We start from the raw sequence: 16442 nt of genomic DNA on the forward strand, positions 1-16442 counted from the left end.
ACGTGACGTCACCACTCGAACTCGGCCGCTACGGAGTCTGGCGCCCGAGCCGCACCACGACGCCCGAGATCGCCGCGGGCGTCGAGCGGCTCGGATTCGGTGCGCTGTGGCTCGGCGGCGCGGCGGAGGATCTCGCGCTCCCCGAGCGGCTCCTCGACACCACCGACCGGCTCGTCATCGCGACCGGGATCGTGAACATCTGGCGCTCGACGCCCGACGGGCTCGCGGCATCCTTCCACCGGGTGGAGGGTCGCCACCCCGGCCGGCTGCTGCTCGGCATCGGCGCGGGACATCCGGAATCGGCGGAACAGTACCGAACCCCGTATACGGCCATCGTCGAGACGCTGGACGCCCTCGAATCGCTCGGGGTTCCGCTCGGGCGGGTCGCGCTGGCCGCACTCGGGCCGCGGATGCTCCGGCTCGCGGCCGAGCGAACCGCGGGCGCCCACCCGTACCTCACGACGCCCGAGCACACCCGCACCGCTCGAACGGTGATGGGCAGTGGCCCGCTCCTCGCACCCGAGCAGAAGGTGATGCTGACGACGGATGCCTCGGCCGCCCGCTATGTCGGACACAAGGTCGTCGGCCCGTACCTCGAGCTCACGAACTACCGCGCGAACCTTCGGCGCATGGGCTTCGCCGAGGCGTCGCTGGCCGACGGCGGCACCGACGACGTCATCGACGAGCTCGTCGCACATGGCGAGGTGGCGGCGATCGTCGCGCGCCTCGACGCGCACCTCGAGGCGGGCGCCGACCACGTGGCGATCCAGGTGCTCCCGGGGCGCGACGACCCACTCTCCACGCTCGCGGCGATCGCCGGTGCGGTCGGACGCTGATTCCTCGCGCGGAATTCCGCGCGAGTCGGGGCCGGCGGCGGTTGTCAAGGCCTTCTTCTCGCGTTGACTCGCGATATAGCTTGAGGCTGTGATTCCCGCACTCGCAGAGCACCGAACCGCCGCGCCGCAGGCGCGTGCGACGACGCATACCCCGGTGGCGATCTATCTCGCCGTGGGGCTGTCCGTCGCCGCCGCACTCGCGGCCGCGGCCCTGCAGCCGTGGGTGCCGGCGACCGACCTGCTGCGCGACGCCCAGAACGTGGCGGCACGGCACGGAGACTCCCACACCGCCTACGGCCTCGTCTCCAACCTCGGCGCCGTGGTGACGGCGATGGCTGCTGGATCCGCGGTCATCGCCTGGGTCCTGCTCCGCGGAAGGACGGGCCCGCTGCGATCGCTCGTCCTGTGGAGCGCTCTGATCAGCCTCGGCCTCGTGCTCGACGACCTGCTGCTCCTGCACGAGACCGCCGCGTTCGTTCCCGGTGCCTCGATCGGCGTCGCGGCCGCGTACGGGATCGTCTTCATCCGATACCTGATCCGCTTCCGCACGACGATCCGGCAGCAGCTCGACGCCGGTCTCCTCGTGGTCGCGTTGGCCGCGTTCGCAGCCTCGGCGCTCGTCGACATCGTGATGGATCCGACGCAGTGGTCGGTGTTCGTCGAGGACGGCGCCAAGCTGCTCGGGCTCGTGGCCTGGTCGGTGTTCGTGATCCGGGGCGCCCTCGTCGCGCTCAGGCCGACGCGGTCGCACCGGCGAGTGGTCGCGGTGAACTGACCTCGGCCTGCGGCTGTGCAGGTCTCCATGGGCGTTGCGAGTGGACCGTCGACGACAACGGTCGCAGCATCAGCGCCCGATACCATTGGCATTCGATCGACGACGAGTCGGCCGTCTGGGAGCAGGCGTCCTCGGTCGACGAGGAGCGGACATGGGAGATCAACTGGGTGATGAGCTGGACTCGAACCGCCTGACGCCGGTCTGGCACCACCGCATACCCGATGTGGAGCTCCTCCGGCAGATCGCCGACACGGCGGCCGACCGGATCCGCGTCGAACGCATGCGCGACGAGATCGAGGAGGGCTTCGAGCTGCTCCGCGGCACCGAGAAGGCGGTCTCGGTCTTCGGCTCCGCCCGAACCCCGACCGAGCACCCGCACTACCTCCTCGCGCGCCGCATCGGAGCGGGTCTCGCCGCCGCGGGCTTCACCGTCATCACGGGCGGTGGGCCCGGTGTCATGGAGGCGGCGAACCGGGGCGCCATCGAGGCCGGCGGAGCGTCCGTCGGGCTCGGCATCGAGCTGCCCCACGAGCAGGGACTCAACGCCTACGTCGACCTCGCCCTCGACTTCCGCTACTTCTTCGCGCGCAAGCTGATGTTCGTGCGCTACGCCTCGGCGTTCGTCGTGCTCCCCGGGGGCTTCGGCACGCTCGACGAGACGTTCGAAGCGCTCACGCTCGTGCAGACCGGGAAGATCGAGGACTTCCCCGTAATCCTCGCGGGCTCCGACTACTGGAACGGACTCGTCGCCTGGATCAGGGAACAGCCCGCGGCATCCGGCTACATCGCCGCCGACGACCTCGACCTCATGACCGTGTCCGACGACGCCGACGAGATCGTCGAACTCGTGCAGGCCGGATGGGAGCGCCAGCAGTCGCTGGAGGAATCGAGCGGCAGCGACTGACGGTCAGGGCCGACGGCGCCCCCGCCGCTTGGCCGTCCACGCGAGGTACGCGCCCATCGCGCTGAGGACGCCGAGGCCCGTGCCGACCATCGCGCCCTCCCACGAGCGCCACTTGCGTTCCCGCGACACCACGTTGCCGATGCCCGAGATGAAGGCGGCGCTGATCATGCCCGCGACGAGGCGGTTGCCGATGCGCTCGACCCGGCCGACGATGGGCTCGAGCTCTGCCGCCCGCAGGTGCACCTGGATGCCCGTCGTGTCGGCCTGATCGATGATCCGGCGCAGCACACCGGGCAGGTCGAGGGCCAGCTCACCCATGTCGGCCGAGGCGCGCGCGAGTCGCCTCGCGAACACCAGCGCGCTGGTGCGCTCGCGGGACAACCGCTGGGCGTAGGGTTCGAGGGCTTCACCGAGCCGGAAATCGGGGTCGAGCTTCACGGCGAGCCCCTCGATCTGCAGCAGCGCCTTGAACAGCAGCGCCATCTCGCGCGGGAGCCGCAGGTGGTTGTCGCGGAGGATCCCGAACAGGTCGCCCATCATCCGTGCGAACGGGGTCTCGCGGAGGGAGCGCAGCCGGTAGTGCGTCAGGAAGACCCGCAGGTCCTCGCGCAGGACGTCCCGGTCGACGTAGGCCGCGCTGACCGAGACACCCACGAGCGCGGACGCCAGCAGGTTGTGGTCGCCGCGCACCAGGGAGATGAAGAGGTTGCTGAGGTGGCCGCGCAGCTCCTCCTCCACCACGCCGACCATGCCGAAGTCGATGAGCGCGATCGTGCCGTCGTCATGGATGAAGAGGTTGCCGGGGTGCAGGTCGGCGTGGAAGAACCGGTCCTCGAAGGTCATCTTCAGCACGATGTCCGCACCGCGGCGTGCCACGTGCTTGCGGTCCACGCCGACGGCGTCGAGGGCCGGCCCGTCGCTCACGTTGGCACCCTGCATCCGCTCGAGCGTGAGCACCCGCGACGTCGTGAACTCCCAGAACACGCGCGGGATCACGACATCCGACTCGTTCTCGAAATTCTCGGCGAAGCGCTCGGCGTTGCGGCCCTCCTGCAGGTAGTCGAGCTCGGAACGGATCGTCTTCGCGAACTCGTCGGCGAGTCCCGCGGCGTCGTACTCGCGCGCGAGGTCCCAGGAGCGGTTCGCGCGCATCGCGAGGTTCTGTACGATCTCGACGTCCTGCTGCACCTGCGCGACGGCTCCGGGGCGGCGGACCTTCACCACCACCGGCGTGCCGTCCTTCAGGGTCGCGACGTGCGCCTGCCCGATCGAGGCCGAGGCGAGCGGCTCGTTCTCGAACGAGGCGAAGAGTTCCTCGGGCTCGCCGCCGAGCTCGCGCCGGATCACGTCGCGGATCAGGTCGACCGGCACCGGCGGTGCGGCATCCTGCAGCTTGACCAGTTCGTCGATGTAGGCCGGCGGGAGGAGATCGGGGCGCGTGGAGAGCACCTGGCCGAGCTTGATGAACGTCGGACCGAGTTCCTCGAGCGCGAGCCGCAGGTGGGCCGGGGATTCGTGGGTCTCGGCGCCGGATGTCGCGGCCCCCCGCCGCCGGAAGGGCATGAGCCGATCGAGCCCGATGAGACCTCCGAGGAACCCGAGGCTGTGGCGTCGGAGGATCGCGGCGATCTCGCGGTATCGGGCGGTATGCGTCGTGTCGGCCTGGCCGGTGGTCATGTCGACCCCTCGTCGTGTCTGGGCGTCCTTCCGGGTCGTTTCAACGTACACCGGGGCCGCTCGCGGCATCCGCTCCGCCGCCGAACGCGCGACGATCTCCCAGCTCGGGGCACCGCCCGCGTACCCCGCGCACCCACTCCCCTCACCCCCAGAATCGAGAAGTCGCGGATGCACGGTGCGACCCTGCAAACGCGCCCGTTCGATCCGTTCCCGCGCCCCGCGCACCCACTCCCCTCACCCCCCACCCCCAGAATCGAGAAGTCGCGGATGCACGGTGCGACCCTGCAAACGCGCCCGTTCGATCCGTTCCCGTACCCCCTCGCCCCACCCCCAGAATCGAGAAGTCGCGGATGCACGGTGCGACCCTGCAAACGCGCCCGTTCGATCCGTTCCCGCGCCGGTTCAGGAACCGGCAGCCGGCGTCGGCAGGGGCGCGGCGAGCGCGGCGCGTGCGCTCGCCAGGAACGCCGCCCGATGCGGCCCGAGGTCGTCGGCGGTGACCTCGATGACGCGCCACCCGGCAGCGACGAGCGCGCGCCGGCGTCGCAGGTCCTCCTGCCAGCGTCGCCGATCGGTGCGGTGGATGTCGCCGAGGTACTCGAACGCGATCCGGAGGTCGGGGTATGCGAGGTCGGGATGCACGACGGTGCCGTCGGCGAGCTCGACCGGCGGGTTGGGAACCGGCTCCGGCAGGCCGCCGTCGACGAGCGTGAGCCGGAGGTGGCTCTCCTTGGGCGACTCCGCCCCCACGCGCACGCGTGGCAACGCGGCCGCGAGGTTCGCCCGGCCGCGTCGGCGTCCCCACCGCTCCGCGGCATCCCCCAGCTGGTCGATCGTCGCGTGTGCCGATGCGCGCGTCTGGCCGCTGCGCCGACCCGTGACGATCGCGTCACCGAGCGCGACGAGGTCGTACGTCGACAACCTGTTGGCGAGCTGGCACCACACATCGGCAGGCGCGACGACGCGGAACCCCTCATGCAGAAGCATCCGGGGGGCGACGGATGCCACGTGGCCGACGACGTCACGCCCGCGAGCCCTGGTGGCACGGGGCGGGGCGAGCACGTGCACCTCGGTCGCGTCCTCAGGCAGCGGCAGGCGTAACAGCATCGCCGCGGTGTCGTGCGAGAACGCCTCGCCCTCGCGGAGCAGCGGCTCGTACGCACGGCAACGCCCGACCACATCCGCGAGATCCAGCCCGACGGATCGAGCCCCCGTGAACGGCCGCTGCACATCGGTCGCCCGGAGCCGTCCGCGGCTCGCCTCGTGGAACTCGTGCTCGCTGACGCGGAATGCGGCGCCGTGCAGATACGGGGCAAGCGGGGCACGTCGGGTCATCCGCCCACCCTGCCGAACGCGGAGCCAGGACGGACGCCATTTTCCACAGGCGTCGCGTCGCGTCAGGCGTCTGCTCGGTCAGGCGTCTGCTCGGCGAGGTGTCTGATCGGTGAGGTGTCTGATCGAACGGGCGCGATTGCAGGGTCGCACCCTGCAAACGCGACTTCTCGATGTGAAGCGCCGGGGCTGCGGAGATCGCGCCTCGTCGAACGGGCGCGGATGCAGGGTCGCACCCTGCATCCGCGACTTCTCGATTCCGGGGCGCCGGCGCCCCGACCGGGCGCGGCCCGACGATCGATTGCCCCCGGACGAGAATCGGACCCCCGCCGTCACGGCGAGGGTCCGACTCCCGGGGGAACCTGTGGGGGCGTCAGTCGCCCGCGGGGGCCTTGCCCTGGCTCTTCTCGTCGGCGATGTCACCGGCGCCCTCGGATGCATCCTGACCGGCCTGGCTCTTCTCCTCGGCGGTCTCCTGCCCGACCTGCGCGTGCTCGCCGGCCGTCTCCTGACCGGTCACGGCGTGCTCGGCGGCGTTCTCGAGGCCGGCCTGACGCTTCTCCTCGGCGTTCTGGAGGGCGGCTTCGCGCTTCTCCTCGCCCTTCTGGCGCGCGTCCTCGGCGGTCTGCTGGCCGAACTCGCTGTTCTCGAGCCCAGTCTCGCTGACGTTGTTGCCCGGGTGACCGGTGACCTCGTTGAAGACCACCTGCACCGGCTCGGGCAGCACGCCCGCCGCGCCCGCGGCACCAGCGCCGCCGACACCCACGAGCGCCGCAGCGCCCGCTCCGATGGCGATCTTCGCCGCGAGCCCGAGGCCCATCAATCCGCTCAGTGCCACTCTTCTTCTCCGTGTTCCCGGCGTCGACACCCGGGTCGCGGGTGCCGTCGCCGAAGTCGTTGCGTACAGTTCTTCTGCCGAAGGCGTGAGCCTCGCCACTCTCTCGAGGTCGAGGCGGGCCGCCAGCGCAGCCGAGGGCTGCGGTGGCGGCTCGAGCGAGTCACGCCGGAACGCCGCGACGGCGTGTGCCACGACCGCGAGGTCGTCGCGAGCTTCGGGTTCCTGCCCGCGCATCACGACCGCAGCGTTGTCGTCGGTGATCCGGTGTGATCTCATCTCACTCCCTGCTATCGACGGATGCCGCTCCAGGGGTACGGCCTCGGGCGAATTTCTTTCGCAACGACTCGAGCGCCCTCCGTTGCAGGGCCTTCACGGCTCCTTGGCGCTTGCCGAGCACCTCGGCCACCTGGTCGACCGTGAGGTCGCCGATGATGCGCAGCACCATGACGTCGCGCTGGTCGGGCGGCAGCCCGTCGAGCAGCGCGCGTGTCGAGGCATCCGAGAGCTGCTGCATGGCCGCCTGCTCGGCGCTCGGGCTGCGCCGCTCGTCGAGCTCGACGCTCCACTCGACGTGCTGGCCCCGGCGGGAGCGGCGGCGGAGCTCGTCGACGAGGCGCCGGTAGGCGATCGTGAAGACGAAGGTGCGGAACGCGGCCGCGTCGCCGCGGAATTCGTGCAGTTCGTCGAACACCGTGAGGAAGACCTCGCTCGTGAGGTCTTCGGGCTCGAGCGACCCGCGGGCGCGGAGGAATGCCACGACGGCGGGAGCGTGGTCGACCCAGAGATTCGTGCATGCCCACTGGGCGCCCGACTGCGCGGCGAGGAGCACCGCCTGGAACGCGTCGTCGGGCACGGCCTCGGAGGGTGCCGAGCGTGGCGCCGACCTCGGACGGGAGGTCGCGCGAGACAGTGCGCTCTCTGGGTCAGCCATGTCGGGGATCGAGTGTAGGGGACGGGCCTGAGGCGCGGCGGCGATCATCCACAGCCGGCACTCAGCCCTCACCCCTCAGCCCTCACCACCCGGTGTGCAGCAGGTGCTGCACGACGAGCGCGAACCCGAGCTGCCCCGCGAATCCGAACCGGCGCCACCGCATGGAGAGCAGCGCCGTGCCGAGCAGGAGCCACGGCACGAAGGGGAGCCAGATGCGCTCGACCTCGGCGCGGCTCATCTGCGAGAGGTCGGCGGCGAGCACGATGAGCGTGCCCGCGAGGGCGAGCACCACGATCGCGCGCTCGGCTCCGCTGAGGTGCCGCAACCGGATGCCGCGCCGCACCGCCACGGCGATCGAGGCGCCGACCAGCGGGCCGGCGCTCACCGCGAGCGCCGCGAGGTCGGCCCAGATCCAGTACGTTCCGGGCCGTCGGGTGGCGATGCCGTCCCAGTAGCGGTCGACGAGCACGGGGTAGGCCTCCCACCACGCGAAGCCGAACGCCGCGAATGCCAGCACCACGGCGAGCGCCGCGCCCGCCGCCCACGGCAGCGGCCACCAGTTCCGGGCCAGGAACAGCACCGCCAGCGCGAGGATGGCGAGCAGTGGCAGTCCGTACGAGAGCATGACGCAGTACCCGAGGAGGAGGCCGGCGACGACGCTCCATCCTGCGACCCGGCCGCGCCCGGACGCCGTCGCCGCGTACCCGAGCGCGCACAGGCCCCACGCCGCCACGGCCGCGAACATGCCATCGGCCGACACCGCCATCCAGATCGCGGCGGGCCCCATCACGAGGAACGGCGCCGCCCGCCGGGCTCCCTGCTCCGCGCCGAGCCGGCGCAGGAGCAGCAGCACCGCGACCGGCGTCGTGGCGGCGACGAGCAGCACGGCGAACCCCGCGGCGAGCCCACTGCCGAGCCCGAGTCGAACGAGCCCGACGAAGACGAGCAGTGCGCCCGGCGGATGGCCGGCGAGGTGCACGGGCCAGTTGTCCGTGGCATCGAGCGGGATGCGCGAGACATACTCGCGCAGGGTGGCCGGGACGTCGCTGACCTCGCGGGCGGTGCCCAGGTACTCGTACGGCGTGTCGAGGATGACCCCGATGCCGTCGAGCCCGTCGACCAGGGCGAGGCTCGTCAGCCAGAGCGCGCCGACCACGAAGCTCCCCGCGAGGAGCGCCCACCACGGCGCCCGCGCGCCCGCGGTCATGCCGGAGACGGATGCGGCGAGCGCGAGCACGACGGCCGGAAGCGTTCCCGGTCCGGCCCGCGGCATCCACTCGGCGTGCAGCGGCGGGAAGGACCGCACGTGCACGTCCTGCCCGAGCAGCACCGGCACGAGCATGGCGAGCGCGATGAGCGCCACGGCGACGCCCAGCCCGATCCACGGCACGGCGCGCTCGGCGCGCGCCGGGTGGGCGGATGCCGCGGCCATGGCGCTCGGCGCGGTCATGCCGCTCCTCGGGGCTGGTCGGCGGCGTGCATGCACGTCCCCGACGCTATGGTCGTCGGCCCCTCGCCCGCCGCGGCGAACCCTTACGAATCGAGGAACTCGGGTGACGCGGCATCCGCCCGTTCGTGAACCGTAACTTCCGGGCGACGCGGCGACTCACCGCCGGTGCTCGACTGGTCGCATGGCAGACCTCACCGGACGCGCCGCCGCACGGCTCGCCGCCGCGATGGAGCCGCACGCACGCCGCGTGCAGGCGACGGTCGACGACCCCGTGAAGTCGCCGCGTACGGCGGTCGTGATCGGGCGGCTCCTCGCCGCGGCCTTCCTCGTGTGCTTCGTCACCGGGATCTACAGCCACCTGCTGCAGGACCCACTGCCGTGGCTCCCGTTTCCGACCCGTCCCGCCGAGCTCTACCGGTACACGCAGGGCGCCCACGTGATCAGCGGCATCGCCGCGGTCCCGCTGCTGCTGGCGAAGCTGTGGACGGTCTACCCGAAGCTCTTCACCTGGCCGCCCGTGACGTCGCTGCCGAACCTGTTCGAACGCGTGTCGATCGCCGCGCTCGTAGGCGCCGCGCTCGTCGAGGTCGCGATCGGCCTGCTCAACATCGTGCAGTGGTACCCGTTCCCGTTCTCGTTCCGCGCGGTGCACTTCGCGCTCGCGTGGGTGGTCATCGGCAGCCTCGCCGTGCACCTCGGCGTGAAGCTGCCCGTGATCGCGCGCGTCTGGCGCCGTCGTCGGGTCGAACGAGATCCGGATGCCGCGGGCCGGTTCATCTCCCGCCGCACCTTCGTGGGCGGGGTCGCCGCGGCGACCGCCTCGGCCGTGCTCCTCACGGCGGGCCAGACGGTCGACGCGCTCGCGCCGTTCAACGCGTTCGCGCCGCGGCGCACGGGCGTCGGCCCCCAGGGGCTGCCCGTCAATCGCACCGCGGCGCAGGCGGGGGTGACCGCGACCGCCGTCGCGCCCGACTGGTCGCTCGACGTGATCACGCCGGCTGGGGTGCGCGCGTTCACGCTCGACGAGCTGCGCCGGATGCCGCAGGCCGAGGCCGTGCTGCCGATCGCGTGCGTCGAGGGCTGGAGCCAGTCGGCGTCGTGGCGCGGGGTGCGGCTCGTCGACCTGCTCGCCGAGGTGGGCGCCGATCCGACCGCGCCGCTCGTCTTCACGAGCCTGCAGACCCGGGGATCGTTCGGGCGCACCGAGATGCCGGCCGAGTACGCGCGGGATCCGCTCACGCTCATCGCACTCGAGCTCAACGGTGCCACGCTGCACCTCGACCACGGCTACCCCGCCCGGGTGATCGCGCCCGGCCGTCCGGGCGTCATGCAGACGAAGTGGCTGCGTTCGATCGAGGTGACGGCATGAGGATCGCGCGCGTGCTGCTCGTCGCGGCGGGGCTCGCGCTCGTCGGCGTGGGCGGCCTGGTGCTGCTCGCCGACGTGCCGCCGTCGCGCTGGCTCGGGGTCGTCGTCTGGGTGGGTGCGGCGATCGTGCTGCACGACGGGGTCGTCGCACCCGTCGCCGTGGCGGTCGGGCTCGGCGCGGCACGCGTGCGCGACCGCGTCGGTCCCGCAGGCGTCGCGGTGGCCCAGGCCGCCCTGCTCGTCGGCGCGATCCTCACCGCGATCGCGCTGCCGGCGATCATCGCGCAGGCGCGAGGCAACGCCAACCCGACGATCCTGGTGGGCTCGTACCTGCCGGCGCTCGCGGCCGCGTGGGCCGTGCTTCTCGCCGTGGCGGCCGTCGCCGTCGGTTGGTCGGCGGCTCGCGTCCGGGTTGCGGCTCGCGTCCGGGGTCAGGCGGGGATCGCCACGCGCACGAAGTGACGCCCTGCCGACTCCCACTCCTCCACCACCTGGAGGCCCGCGAGTTCCGCGGCCTCCGCCATGGCGAACCGGCCGAGGCGCGCCCATGGGAAGGGCTCGCTCTCGTTGCCGTCCTCGTCGACGACCGTGCACATCGCCCGCACCGACAGCTGCGGGTCGGCGTCGATCTCCACGACGATCGAACCGAGCGGGGCGAGGAGTTCGCGACACCGTGCGAGCAGTGCACCGGGGTCGCCGCCGATGCCGATGTTGCCGTCCATGAGCAGGATCGTCTGCCAGCGTCCCTCGAGCGGAACGCGGTGGAACACCGACCGGAGGAGCGCCAGGCTGCCGTCGAGACGGGTGCGGGCGACGGCGTGCGGTGCCACGTCGATCCCGAGTGCCGGAATCGACCGGGCGGCCGCGGCACGCACCATCCGGCCCGGACCGCAGCCGACGTCGAGCGTCGGCCCGGTCGCGCCGTCGAGCGCGGTGAGGTCGGCGGGGGTCGCGGCCCGGAGCCAGCTGCCGACGTCGAAGTGGAACGGGCCGTGCGTCCCGTCGATGCTGCGCAGGGCGAGCCGGCCCGGGCGGCCACGGGTGAGCACGCGCTCGTACGGCGCCGCACGGCCCGCGCCGAAGACCGCGCCGTGGGGCACCGCCGGCGCGCTCACGCCGACCGTCCGAGCGTGAGGCGGCGGAACTCGCGCGCGAACCGGGTGCCCGGTGCGGCAGCGGCGATGACGGATGCCTCCGCCACGGTGTCGACATCGGCGAGCACCGGGAGGGTCCCCACCGACAGGCCCGCCCGCTCGAGCCGACCGCGCTGCACGGCGCCCGTGTCGGCGCGCGACATCCCGACGCCGCGGATGACGTCGCCACGCGGCTCGCGCATGGCGAGCGCCCAGAACCCACCGTCGGCCGCCGGGCCGATCCAGGCATCGGGAGCAGCCGGATGCGGCGACTCGAGCGCCATCAGCGCCGCGGCGACGTGCTCTGCCGCGAACTGCGGCGTATCCATGCCGACGAGGAGCGTCGGCTCGGCGAGCGCGTCGAACACGTTGGCCAGTCGGGCGTCGAGCGCGCCGCCCGACTGCGTGAGGATGTCGAAGCCGCGCGCGGCGGCCGGCGGCTCCGTGCCGTCGAAGTACAGCACACGTCGCGCGACGGACAGGGCGGTGACGGTCGCGAGCGTGTCGTCGAGGCTCGCCGCCGCGAGCTGCGCCGCCTCCACCGGAGCGAACGGCGGGCTCAGTCGCGTCTTCACGCGCCCGGGGAGGCACTCCTTCGCGATGACGACGACCGCGGTCACCGTGGCACCTTCGCGAGGACCCTGGTCATGTCGCCGATCGCGGTGATCGTGCCCCGCAGCGTGCCCGTGACCTTCGACCTGCCCTCGCGTGGCGCGTACGGCACGTCGACCTCGCGGATCCGCCAGCCGGCGGCGGCCGCCCGCAGCACCATCTCGAGCGGGAAGCCGCTGCGCCGGTCGCGAAGTGCGAGTGCCCGCAGCGAGGCCGTGCGCGCCACCCGCATGGGGCCGAGGTCGTGCAGCCGGGTGCCGGTGCGCTGCGAGATGCGTGCGGCGAGCACCCGGTTGGCGAAACGGGCGTGCGGCGGCCACGCTCCCGGCGTGGTCGGACGGCGGCGTCCGAGCACGAGATCGGCCTCGTCCCGGTCGACCAGCGCGACGAGGCGAGGCAGCTCGACCGGGTCGAGCGAGGCGTCGGCGTCGCAGAACGCGACGAGCGGGGCATCCGCCGCATCGAGACCGGCCGCGGCGGCCGAGCCGAACCCACGCCGGGGCTCGGTGACGACGACCGCGCCGAACTCGCGCGCGATGGCGGCGGAGTCGTCGGTCGAACCGTTGTCGACGACGATGGCACGCACGCCATCGGGCAGCCGGCCGAGGACCCACGGCAGCGCGCTCTCCTCGTCGAGGCAGGGGAGCACGAGATCGAGTCGAGTGGTCGGCATGGTTCGACGCTAGGCCGGGCGCCCGGCGCCGGACCGTGGCAACTCTTACGGAACCCGGACGGATGCCGCGAATCCCGCGTCGCTCGCCTGCCGCGGACGTAGTGTGTGAGCGTGTCCGCCCCTTCTCCGATCGGCAACGAGGACCTCGTGGGTCGACGCGTGCTGGTCGTCGACGACGATCCCACCGTCGCCGAGGTCGCCTCGAGCTACCTGCGTGCCACCGGCTTCGTGGTCGAGGAAGCCGGCGACGGCTTCGCGGCGCTGAACGCCGCCGCGCGGTTCGCGCCCGACCTCATCGTGCTCGACCGCATGCTGCCCGGCATCGACGGGCTCGAGGTGTTCCGGCGGCTCCGTGAACGCATCGCCACGCCGGTGATCCTGCTCACCGCGCTGGGTTCGGAGGATGACCGGATCGCCGGTCTCGAGGCCGGCGTCGACGACTACCTCGCCAAGCCCTTCTCGCCGCGTGAGCTGGTGCTGCGCGTGCAGTCGGTGCTGCGTCGTTCGATCGACGAGTTCACGCCCGAGTCGGCGCTCGAGTACGGCGGGTTCCGATTGGATCCCTCGTCCCGCGTCGCGACGAGGGACGGTGCCGAGCTGCACCTGACGGTGCGCGAGTTCGACCTGTTCGAGTTCCTGCTGAAGCATCCCAACCAGGTCTTCAGCCGCGAGGACCTGCTGCGCACCGTGTGGGGCTGGACCTACGGGGATCTCTCGACGGTCACGGTGCACGTGCGCCGACTGCGGGAGAAGATCGAGCGCGACCCACGCTCGCCGGCGATGCTCACGACCGTGTGGGGCATCGGATACCGGTTCACGATCGGGGGTGCCCAGGATGCCGTGGTCTGATCTCGTCGCGATCGCCGGGATCGCGCTCGCCACCACGGCGGTCGTCGCCGGGCTCGGTGTGGTCGCACTGCTCGCGCTGCGACGGACGTCGGTGGTCGTGCAGGTGTGCGTGCTCGTGCTCGCGGCCATGGTCTCCGTCGTCGCCGGCATGGTGGGCGTGGCGAACCAGATGTACCTCTCCGAGCACGACCTCACGGTCGCGGTGGCGGTCGCCGCGATCTCCGGTGTCGTGTCGCTCGCGCTCGTGGCGGTGCTCGGGTGGCTCGTCGCACGCAACTCACGCGCGCTGTCGCACGCCGCACGCCGCATCGCCGATGGCGAGCGGCTGGAGTCGGCGGGCCGGTACTCGAACAGCGAGCTCAACGCCCTCGCCGACGAGCTCGTGGCGACGAGCGCGAAGCTCGCCGAGTCGCGCGAGCGCGAGCAGCGCATCGCGGCGTCGCGCCGGGAACTCGTCGCGTGGATCTCGCACGACCTTCGCACGCCGCTCGCCGGCATCCGCGCAATGGCCGAGGCGCTCGAGGACGGCATCGCCCCCGATCCCGCCCGCTACCACCGCCAGATGCGCATGCAGGTGGACCAGCTCGCGAGCATGGTCGACGACCTGTTCGAGCTGTCGAAGATCGACGCCGACGCGCTCCACCTCTCGCTGAAGGAGGTGTCGCTCTCCGACGTCGTGAGTGACACGGTGGCCGACCTCCGCCCGGCCTCTCGCGGTCGCGACATCCGCATCGAGGCGCCGCTCGCCGAGGACCTCGTGGTCATGGCCGACCCCCGCGAGCTCTCACGGGCCATCGGGAACCTGCTCATGAACGCCATCCAGCACACGCCGGAGGGGACGCCCATCTCGGTGTCGGTCGGCCTCGTCGACGATCGCGCCATGGTGTCGGTCATCGACGAGGGCGGCGGCCTCGACGAGGCCGACCTCGAGCGCGTGTTCGAGCCCGCGTGGCGGGGGTCGAAGGCCCGTACGCCGTCCTTGCATGACGGCGCATCGGGCGGGGCCGGCCTCGGACTCGCCATCGTCAAGGGCATCATGAGCGCGCATCGCGGCGAGGTCGCGGTGCGCAACGTGCCGGGTGGATGCCGCTTCGACCTGTTGCTCCCTCGAGACGCGCCGCTCACCGCGTGACGGTCGGCGGGCCGCCGGCGGCGAGCTCCCGCAGCCCGTCCTCGATCGAGACCGACGCCCGCCAGCCGAGCTCCCGGTACGCCCTCGCCGACGAGGCCGTGATGTGCCGGACGTCGCCGAGGCGGTACTCGCCGGTGACCACGGGAGCGGGTCCCCCCATGATGCGGGCGAGCTGCTCGGCGACCTCGCCGATGGTGGTCACGGCCCCCGACCCGACGTTGAACGCGCGCATGGCGCCGGGGGGCTGCGCGGGCAGCCCGTCGATGGCCGCGAGGTTCGCGCGCGCGACATCCGTCACGTGCACGAAGTCGCGACGCTGCCGGCCGTCCTCGAAGACCCGGGGCGGCTCGCCGCGCTCGATCGCCGAACGGAACAGCGCAGCGACACCGGCATAGGGGGTGTTGCGGGGCATGCCCGGGCCGTAGACGTTGTGGTAGCGCAGCGCGATCGCTGCGCCGCCGGTGGAGCGGGCCCAGCTCGCGGCGAGCTGCTCCTGTGCCAGCTTCGTGAGCGCATAGACATTGCGGGGGTCGAGCACGTCGTCCTCGTCGACGAGGTCGGGTGCGAGCGGCTCGCCCGTCTCGGGATCGCGTGGCTCGAATCGGCCGGCGTCGAGGTCGGCGTCCGCGCGCGGCGACGGTCGGCGACGGCGGCCGGCCGCGTCGTGATAGGCGCCCTCGCCGTAGACGACCATCGACGAGGCGAGCACCAGTCGTGCGACGCCCGCGCGCGCCATGGCGGCCACGAGCTCGGCGGTGCCGGTCACGTTCGACGCGACGTAATCGGGGGCATCCTGCAGGTCGACCCCGAGGCCCACCTTCGCGGCCTGGTGGCAGACCACGTCGACGCCGCGCAGGACGCGGTCGAGCGTATCGGGGTCGCGGACGTCGCCGCGCACGGTCTCGACCCCGTCGATCTGCCCGGCCGATCGAGCGGGCGCACTCGTGGCCGCGTGCACGTCGGGCCGCAGCGAGTCGAGCAGGCGCACCTCCTCACCGCGCGCCGTGGCGAGGCGCGTGATCGCGCCTCCGATGAACCCGGCGCCACCGGTGACGAGCAGGGTCATGGCGCCACCGGCAGCGCGCGCAGGGTCGCGACCGCCTCATCGTCGATGAGTGGGCGAGGCGAGTAGCCTGCGGGGATCGAGCCCACGACCCGCTCGATCGCGGCCACCAGGCGTGGCCTGGCTGCAGCCAGCCGACGGAACACCAGCTCCGCCGTGACGGCATCGGGGTCGCCGGCCGACGCGCCGCTGTCGGTGTCGGTCACGACGCAGACCGTCACGGTGCCGATGCCGATCTCCGCGGCGAGCACGACCTCGGGACACAGGGTCATGTTCACGAGGTCCACTCCGGAATCGCGCAGGATGCGCGATTCCGCGGCGGTGGAGAACCTGGGGCCCTGCACCACCGCGACGGTCGCCCGCGGTGCGGCATCCGGAATCGCCTCGATCGCGACCGAGCGCAGGGTCGGGCAGAAGGGGTCGGCGAACGGCAGGTGCCGCACGAGCTCGCCGTCGAAGTAGGTGTCGGCACGACCGAAGGTGCGGTCCACGAGTTGGTCCGCGACCGCGAACGTGCCGGGCGGAAACGCCCGGTTCAGCGAGCCGACGGCAGCGGTCGAGACGACGGCCTGCACGCCGAGGCTGGCGAGGGCCCACAGGTTGGCTCGCGCGTTGATGCGGTGAGGCGGGACCGTATGCCGCGCACCGTGGCGCGGGAGATAGGCGACCGGGCGCCCGGCGAGCTTGCCGACGGTCACGCTCGCGGCACCGAACGGCGTGCGGATGCTGCGCGCCGCCCCCTCCTCGACCAGTGCGCCCATACCGGTGCCGCCGATCACGCCCACGATGTCCGTCATCAGTCCACCCTGTCGCGGGCCGGCCCGGCCGGGATGGGCTGTTCCTTACGATCCCGTGACGCGGATGCCGGG

General features: G+C 72.4%; 17 protein-coding genes. 7 read left to right on the forward strand and 10 right to left on the reverse strand.

Going from position 1 to position 16442, the window contains the following annotated elements; all coding sequences use genetic code 11:
* The first annotated feature begins 2 nt into the window (after positions 1-2).
* The 3 genes from ACVFI9_RS19800 (at position 3) to ACVFI9_RS19810 (ending at position 2515) form a co-directional block, all read left to right on the forward strand.
* Entirely contained in the window at positions 3-836 is an 834-nt protein-coding gene (locus ACVFI9_RS19800; protein WP_474763889.1) for an LLM class F420-dependent oxidoreductase, read from the forward strand.
* An 88-nt stretch (positions 837-924) separates the two neighbouring features.
* Complete coding sequence (locus ACVFI9_RS19805; protein WP_474763890.1) at positions 925-1611, forward strand: hypothetical protein; 687 nt, start codon at positions 925-927, stop codon at positions 1609-1611.
* 151 nt (positions 1612-1762) lie between these two features.
* Complete coding sequence (locus ACVFI9_RS19810; protein WP_474763891.1) at positions 1763-2515, forward strand: LOG family protein; 753 nt, start codon at positions 1763-1765, stop codon at positions 2513-2515.
* Between the two features lie 3 nt (positions 2516-2518).
* Here ACVFI9_RS19810 and ACVFI9_RS19815 read toward each other — a convergent pair whose 3' ends face one another.
* The 5 genes from ACVFI9_RS19815 to ACVFI9_RS19835 form a co-directional block, all read right to left on the reverse strand.
* Entirely contained in the window at positions 2519-4192 is a 1674-nt protein-coding gene (locus ACVFI9_RS19815) for an ABC1 kinase family protein (RefSeq protein ID WP_474763892.1), read from the reverse strand.
* A gap of 402 nt (positions 4193-4594) precedes the next feature.
* Positions 4595-5527, reverse strand: coding sequence for a hypothetical protein (locus ACVFI9_RS19820; protein ID WP_474763893.1), 933 nt, complete (start codon positions 5525-5527; stop codon positions 4595-4597).
* A gap of 370 nt (positions 5528-5897) precedes the next feature.
* Positions 5898-6638 carry a hypothetical protein gene (locus tag ACVFI9_RS19825; protein ID WP_474763894.1) on the reverse strand — a complete coding sequence of 247 codons (741 nt, stop codon included), beginning with the start codon at positions 6636-6638 and terminating at the stop codon, positions 5898-5900.
* 1 nt (position 6639) lies between these two features.
* Positions 6640-7293, reverse strand: a complete 654-nt coding sequence (locus ACVFI9_RS19830) for an RNA polymerase sigma factor (RefSeq protein ID WP_474763895.1) — start codon at positions 7291-7293, stop codon at positions 6640-6642.
* A gap of 82 nt (positions 7294-7375) precedes the next feature.
* Positions 7376-8743: a hypothetical protein gene (locus ACVFI9_RS19835; RefSeq protein ID WP_474763896.1), complete on the reverse strand. Its 1368-nt coding sequence runs from the start codon at positions 8741-8743 to the stop codon at positions 7376-7378.
* Positions 8744-8924: 181 nt separating this feature from the next.
* On the opposite strand from ACVFI9_RS19835, the gene ACVFI9_RS19840 reads away from it, so the two are divergent.
* Positions 8925-10112 carry a molybdopterin-dependent oxidoreductase gene (locus ACVFI9_RS19840; protein ID WP_474763897.1) on the forward strand — a complete coding sequence of 396 codons (1188 nt, stop codon included), beginning with the start codon at positions 8925-8927 and terminating at the stop codon, positions 10110-10112.
* Positions 10109-10573, forward strand: coding sequence for a hypothetical protein (locus ACVFI9_RS19845; protein ID WP_474763898.1), 465 nt, complete (start codon positions 10109-10111; stop codon positions 10571-10573). Before ACVFI9_RS19840 ends, ACVFI9_RS19845 begins: the two co-directional genes overlap by 4 nt.
* On the opposite strand, the gene ACVFI9_RS19850 is transcribed toward ACVFI9_RS19845, so the two are convergent.
* Genes ACVFI9_RS19850 through ACVFI9_RS19860 form a run of 3 tightly spaced genes read right to left on the reverse strand, consistent with a single transcriptional unit; the run spans position 10543 to position 12529 of the window.
* Positions 10543-11226 carry a class I SAM-dependent methyltransferase gene (locus ACVFI9_RS19850; RefSeq protein ID WP_474763899.1) on the reverse strand — a complete coding sequence of 228 codons (684 nt, stop codon included), beginning with the start codon at positions 11224-11226 and terminating at the stop codon, positions 10543-10545. The genes ACVFI9_RS19845 and ACVFI9_RS19850 overlap by 31 nt on opposite strands.
* Positions 11223-11864: a TIGR04282 family arsenosugar biosynthesis glycosyltransferase gene (locus ACVFI9_RS19855; protein WP_474763900.1), complete on the reverse strand. Its 642-nt coding sequence runs from the start codon at positions 11862-11864 to the stop codon at positions 11223-11225. Before ACVFI9_RS19855 ends, ACVFI9_RS19850 begins: the two co-directional genes overlap by 4 nt.
* Entirely contained in the window at positions 11861-12529 is a 669-nt protein-coding gene (locus ACVFI9_RS19860) for a glycosyltransferase family 2 protein (protein WP_474763901.1), read from the reverse strand. The genes ACVFI9_RS19855 and ACVFI9_RS19860 overlap by 4 nt, the downstream gene beginning before the upstream one ends.
* A 105-nt stretch (positions 12530-12634) precedes the next feature.
* Here ACVFI9_RS19860 and ACVFI9_RS19865 point away from each other — a divergent pair, with 105 nt between their 5' ends.
* Together ACVFI9_RS19865 and ACVFI9_RS19870 are read left to right on the forward strand one after the other, a co-directional pair.
* Positions 12635-13378, forward strand: coding sequence for a response regulator transcription factor (locus ACVFI9_RS19865; protein ID WP_474763902.1), 744 nt, complete (start codon positions 12635-12637; stop codon positions 13376-13378).
* Positions 13365-14510 carry a sensor histidine kinase gene (locus ACVFI9_RS19870; RefSeq protein WP_474763903.1) on the forward strand — a complete coding sequence of 382 codons (1146 nt, stop codon included), beginning with the start codon at positions 13365-13367 and terminating at the stop codon, positions 14508-14510. Before ACVFI9_RS19865 ends, ACVFI9_RS19870 begins: the two co-directional genes overlap by 14 nt.
* On the opposite strand, the gene ACVFI9_RS19875 is transcribed toward ACVFI9_RS19870, so the two are convergent.
* Both ACVFI9_RS19875 and ACVFI9_RS19880 read right to left on the reverse strand, forming a co-directional pair.
* The gene (locus ACVFI9_RS19875; protein ID WP_474763904.1) at positions 14500-15576 is read right to left on the reverse strand and encodes an NAD-dependent epimerase/dehydratase family protein; all 1077 of its coding nucleotides are present in this window, start codon (positions 15574-15576) and stop codon (positions 14500-14502) included. The genes ACVFI9_RS19870 and ACVFI9_RS19875 overlap by 11 nt on opposite strands.
* Positions 15573-16370 carry an MTAP family purine nucleoside phosphorylase gene (locus ACVFI9_RS19880; protein ID WP_474763905.1) on the reverse strand — a complete coding sequence of 266 codons (798 nt, stop codon included), beginning with the start codon at positions 16368-16370 and terminating at the stop codon, positions 15573-15575. Before ACVFI9_RS19880 ends, ACVFI9_RS19875 begins: the two co-directional genes overlap by 4 nt.
* Positions 16371-16442 lie beyond the last annotated feature (72 nt).

The organism is Agromyces sp. NSFZ (assembly GCF_056156205.1).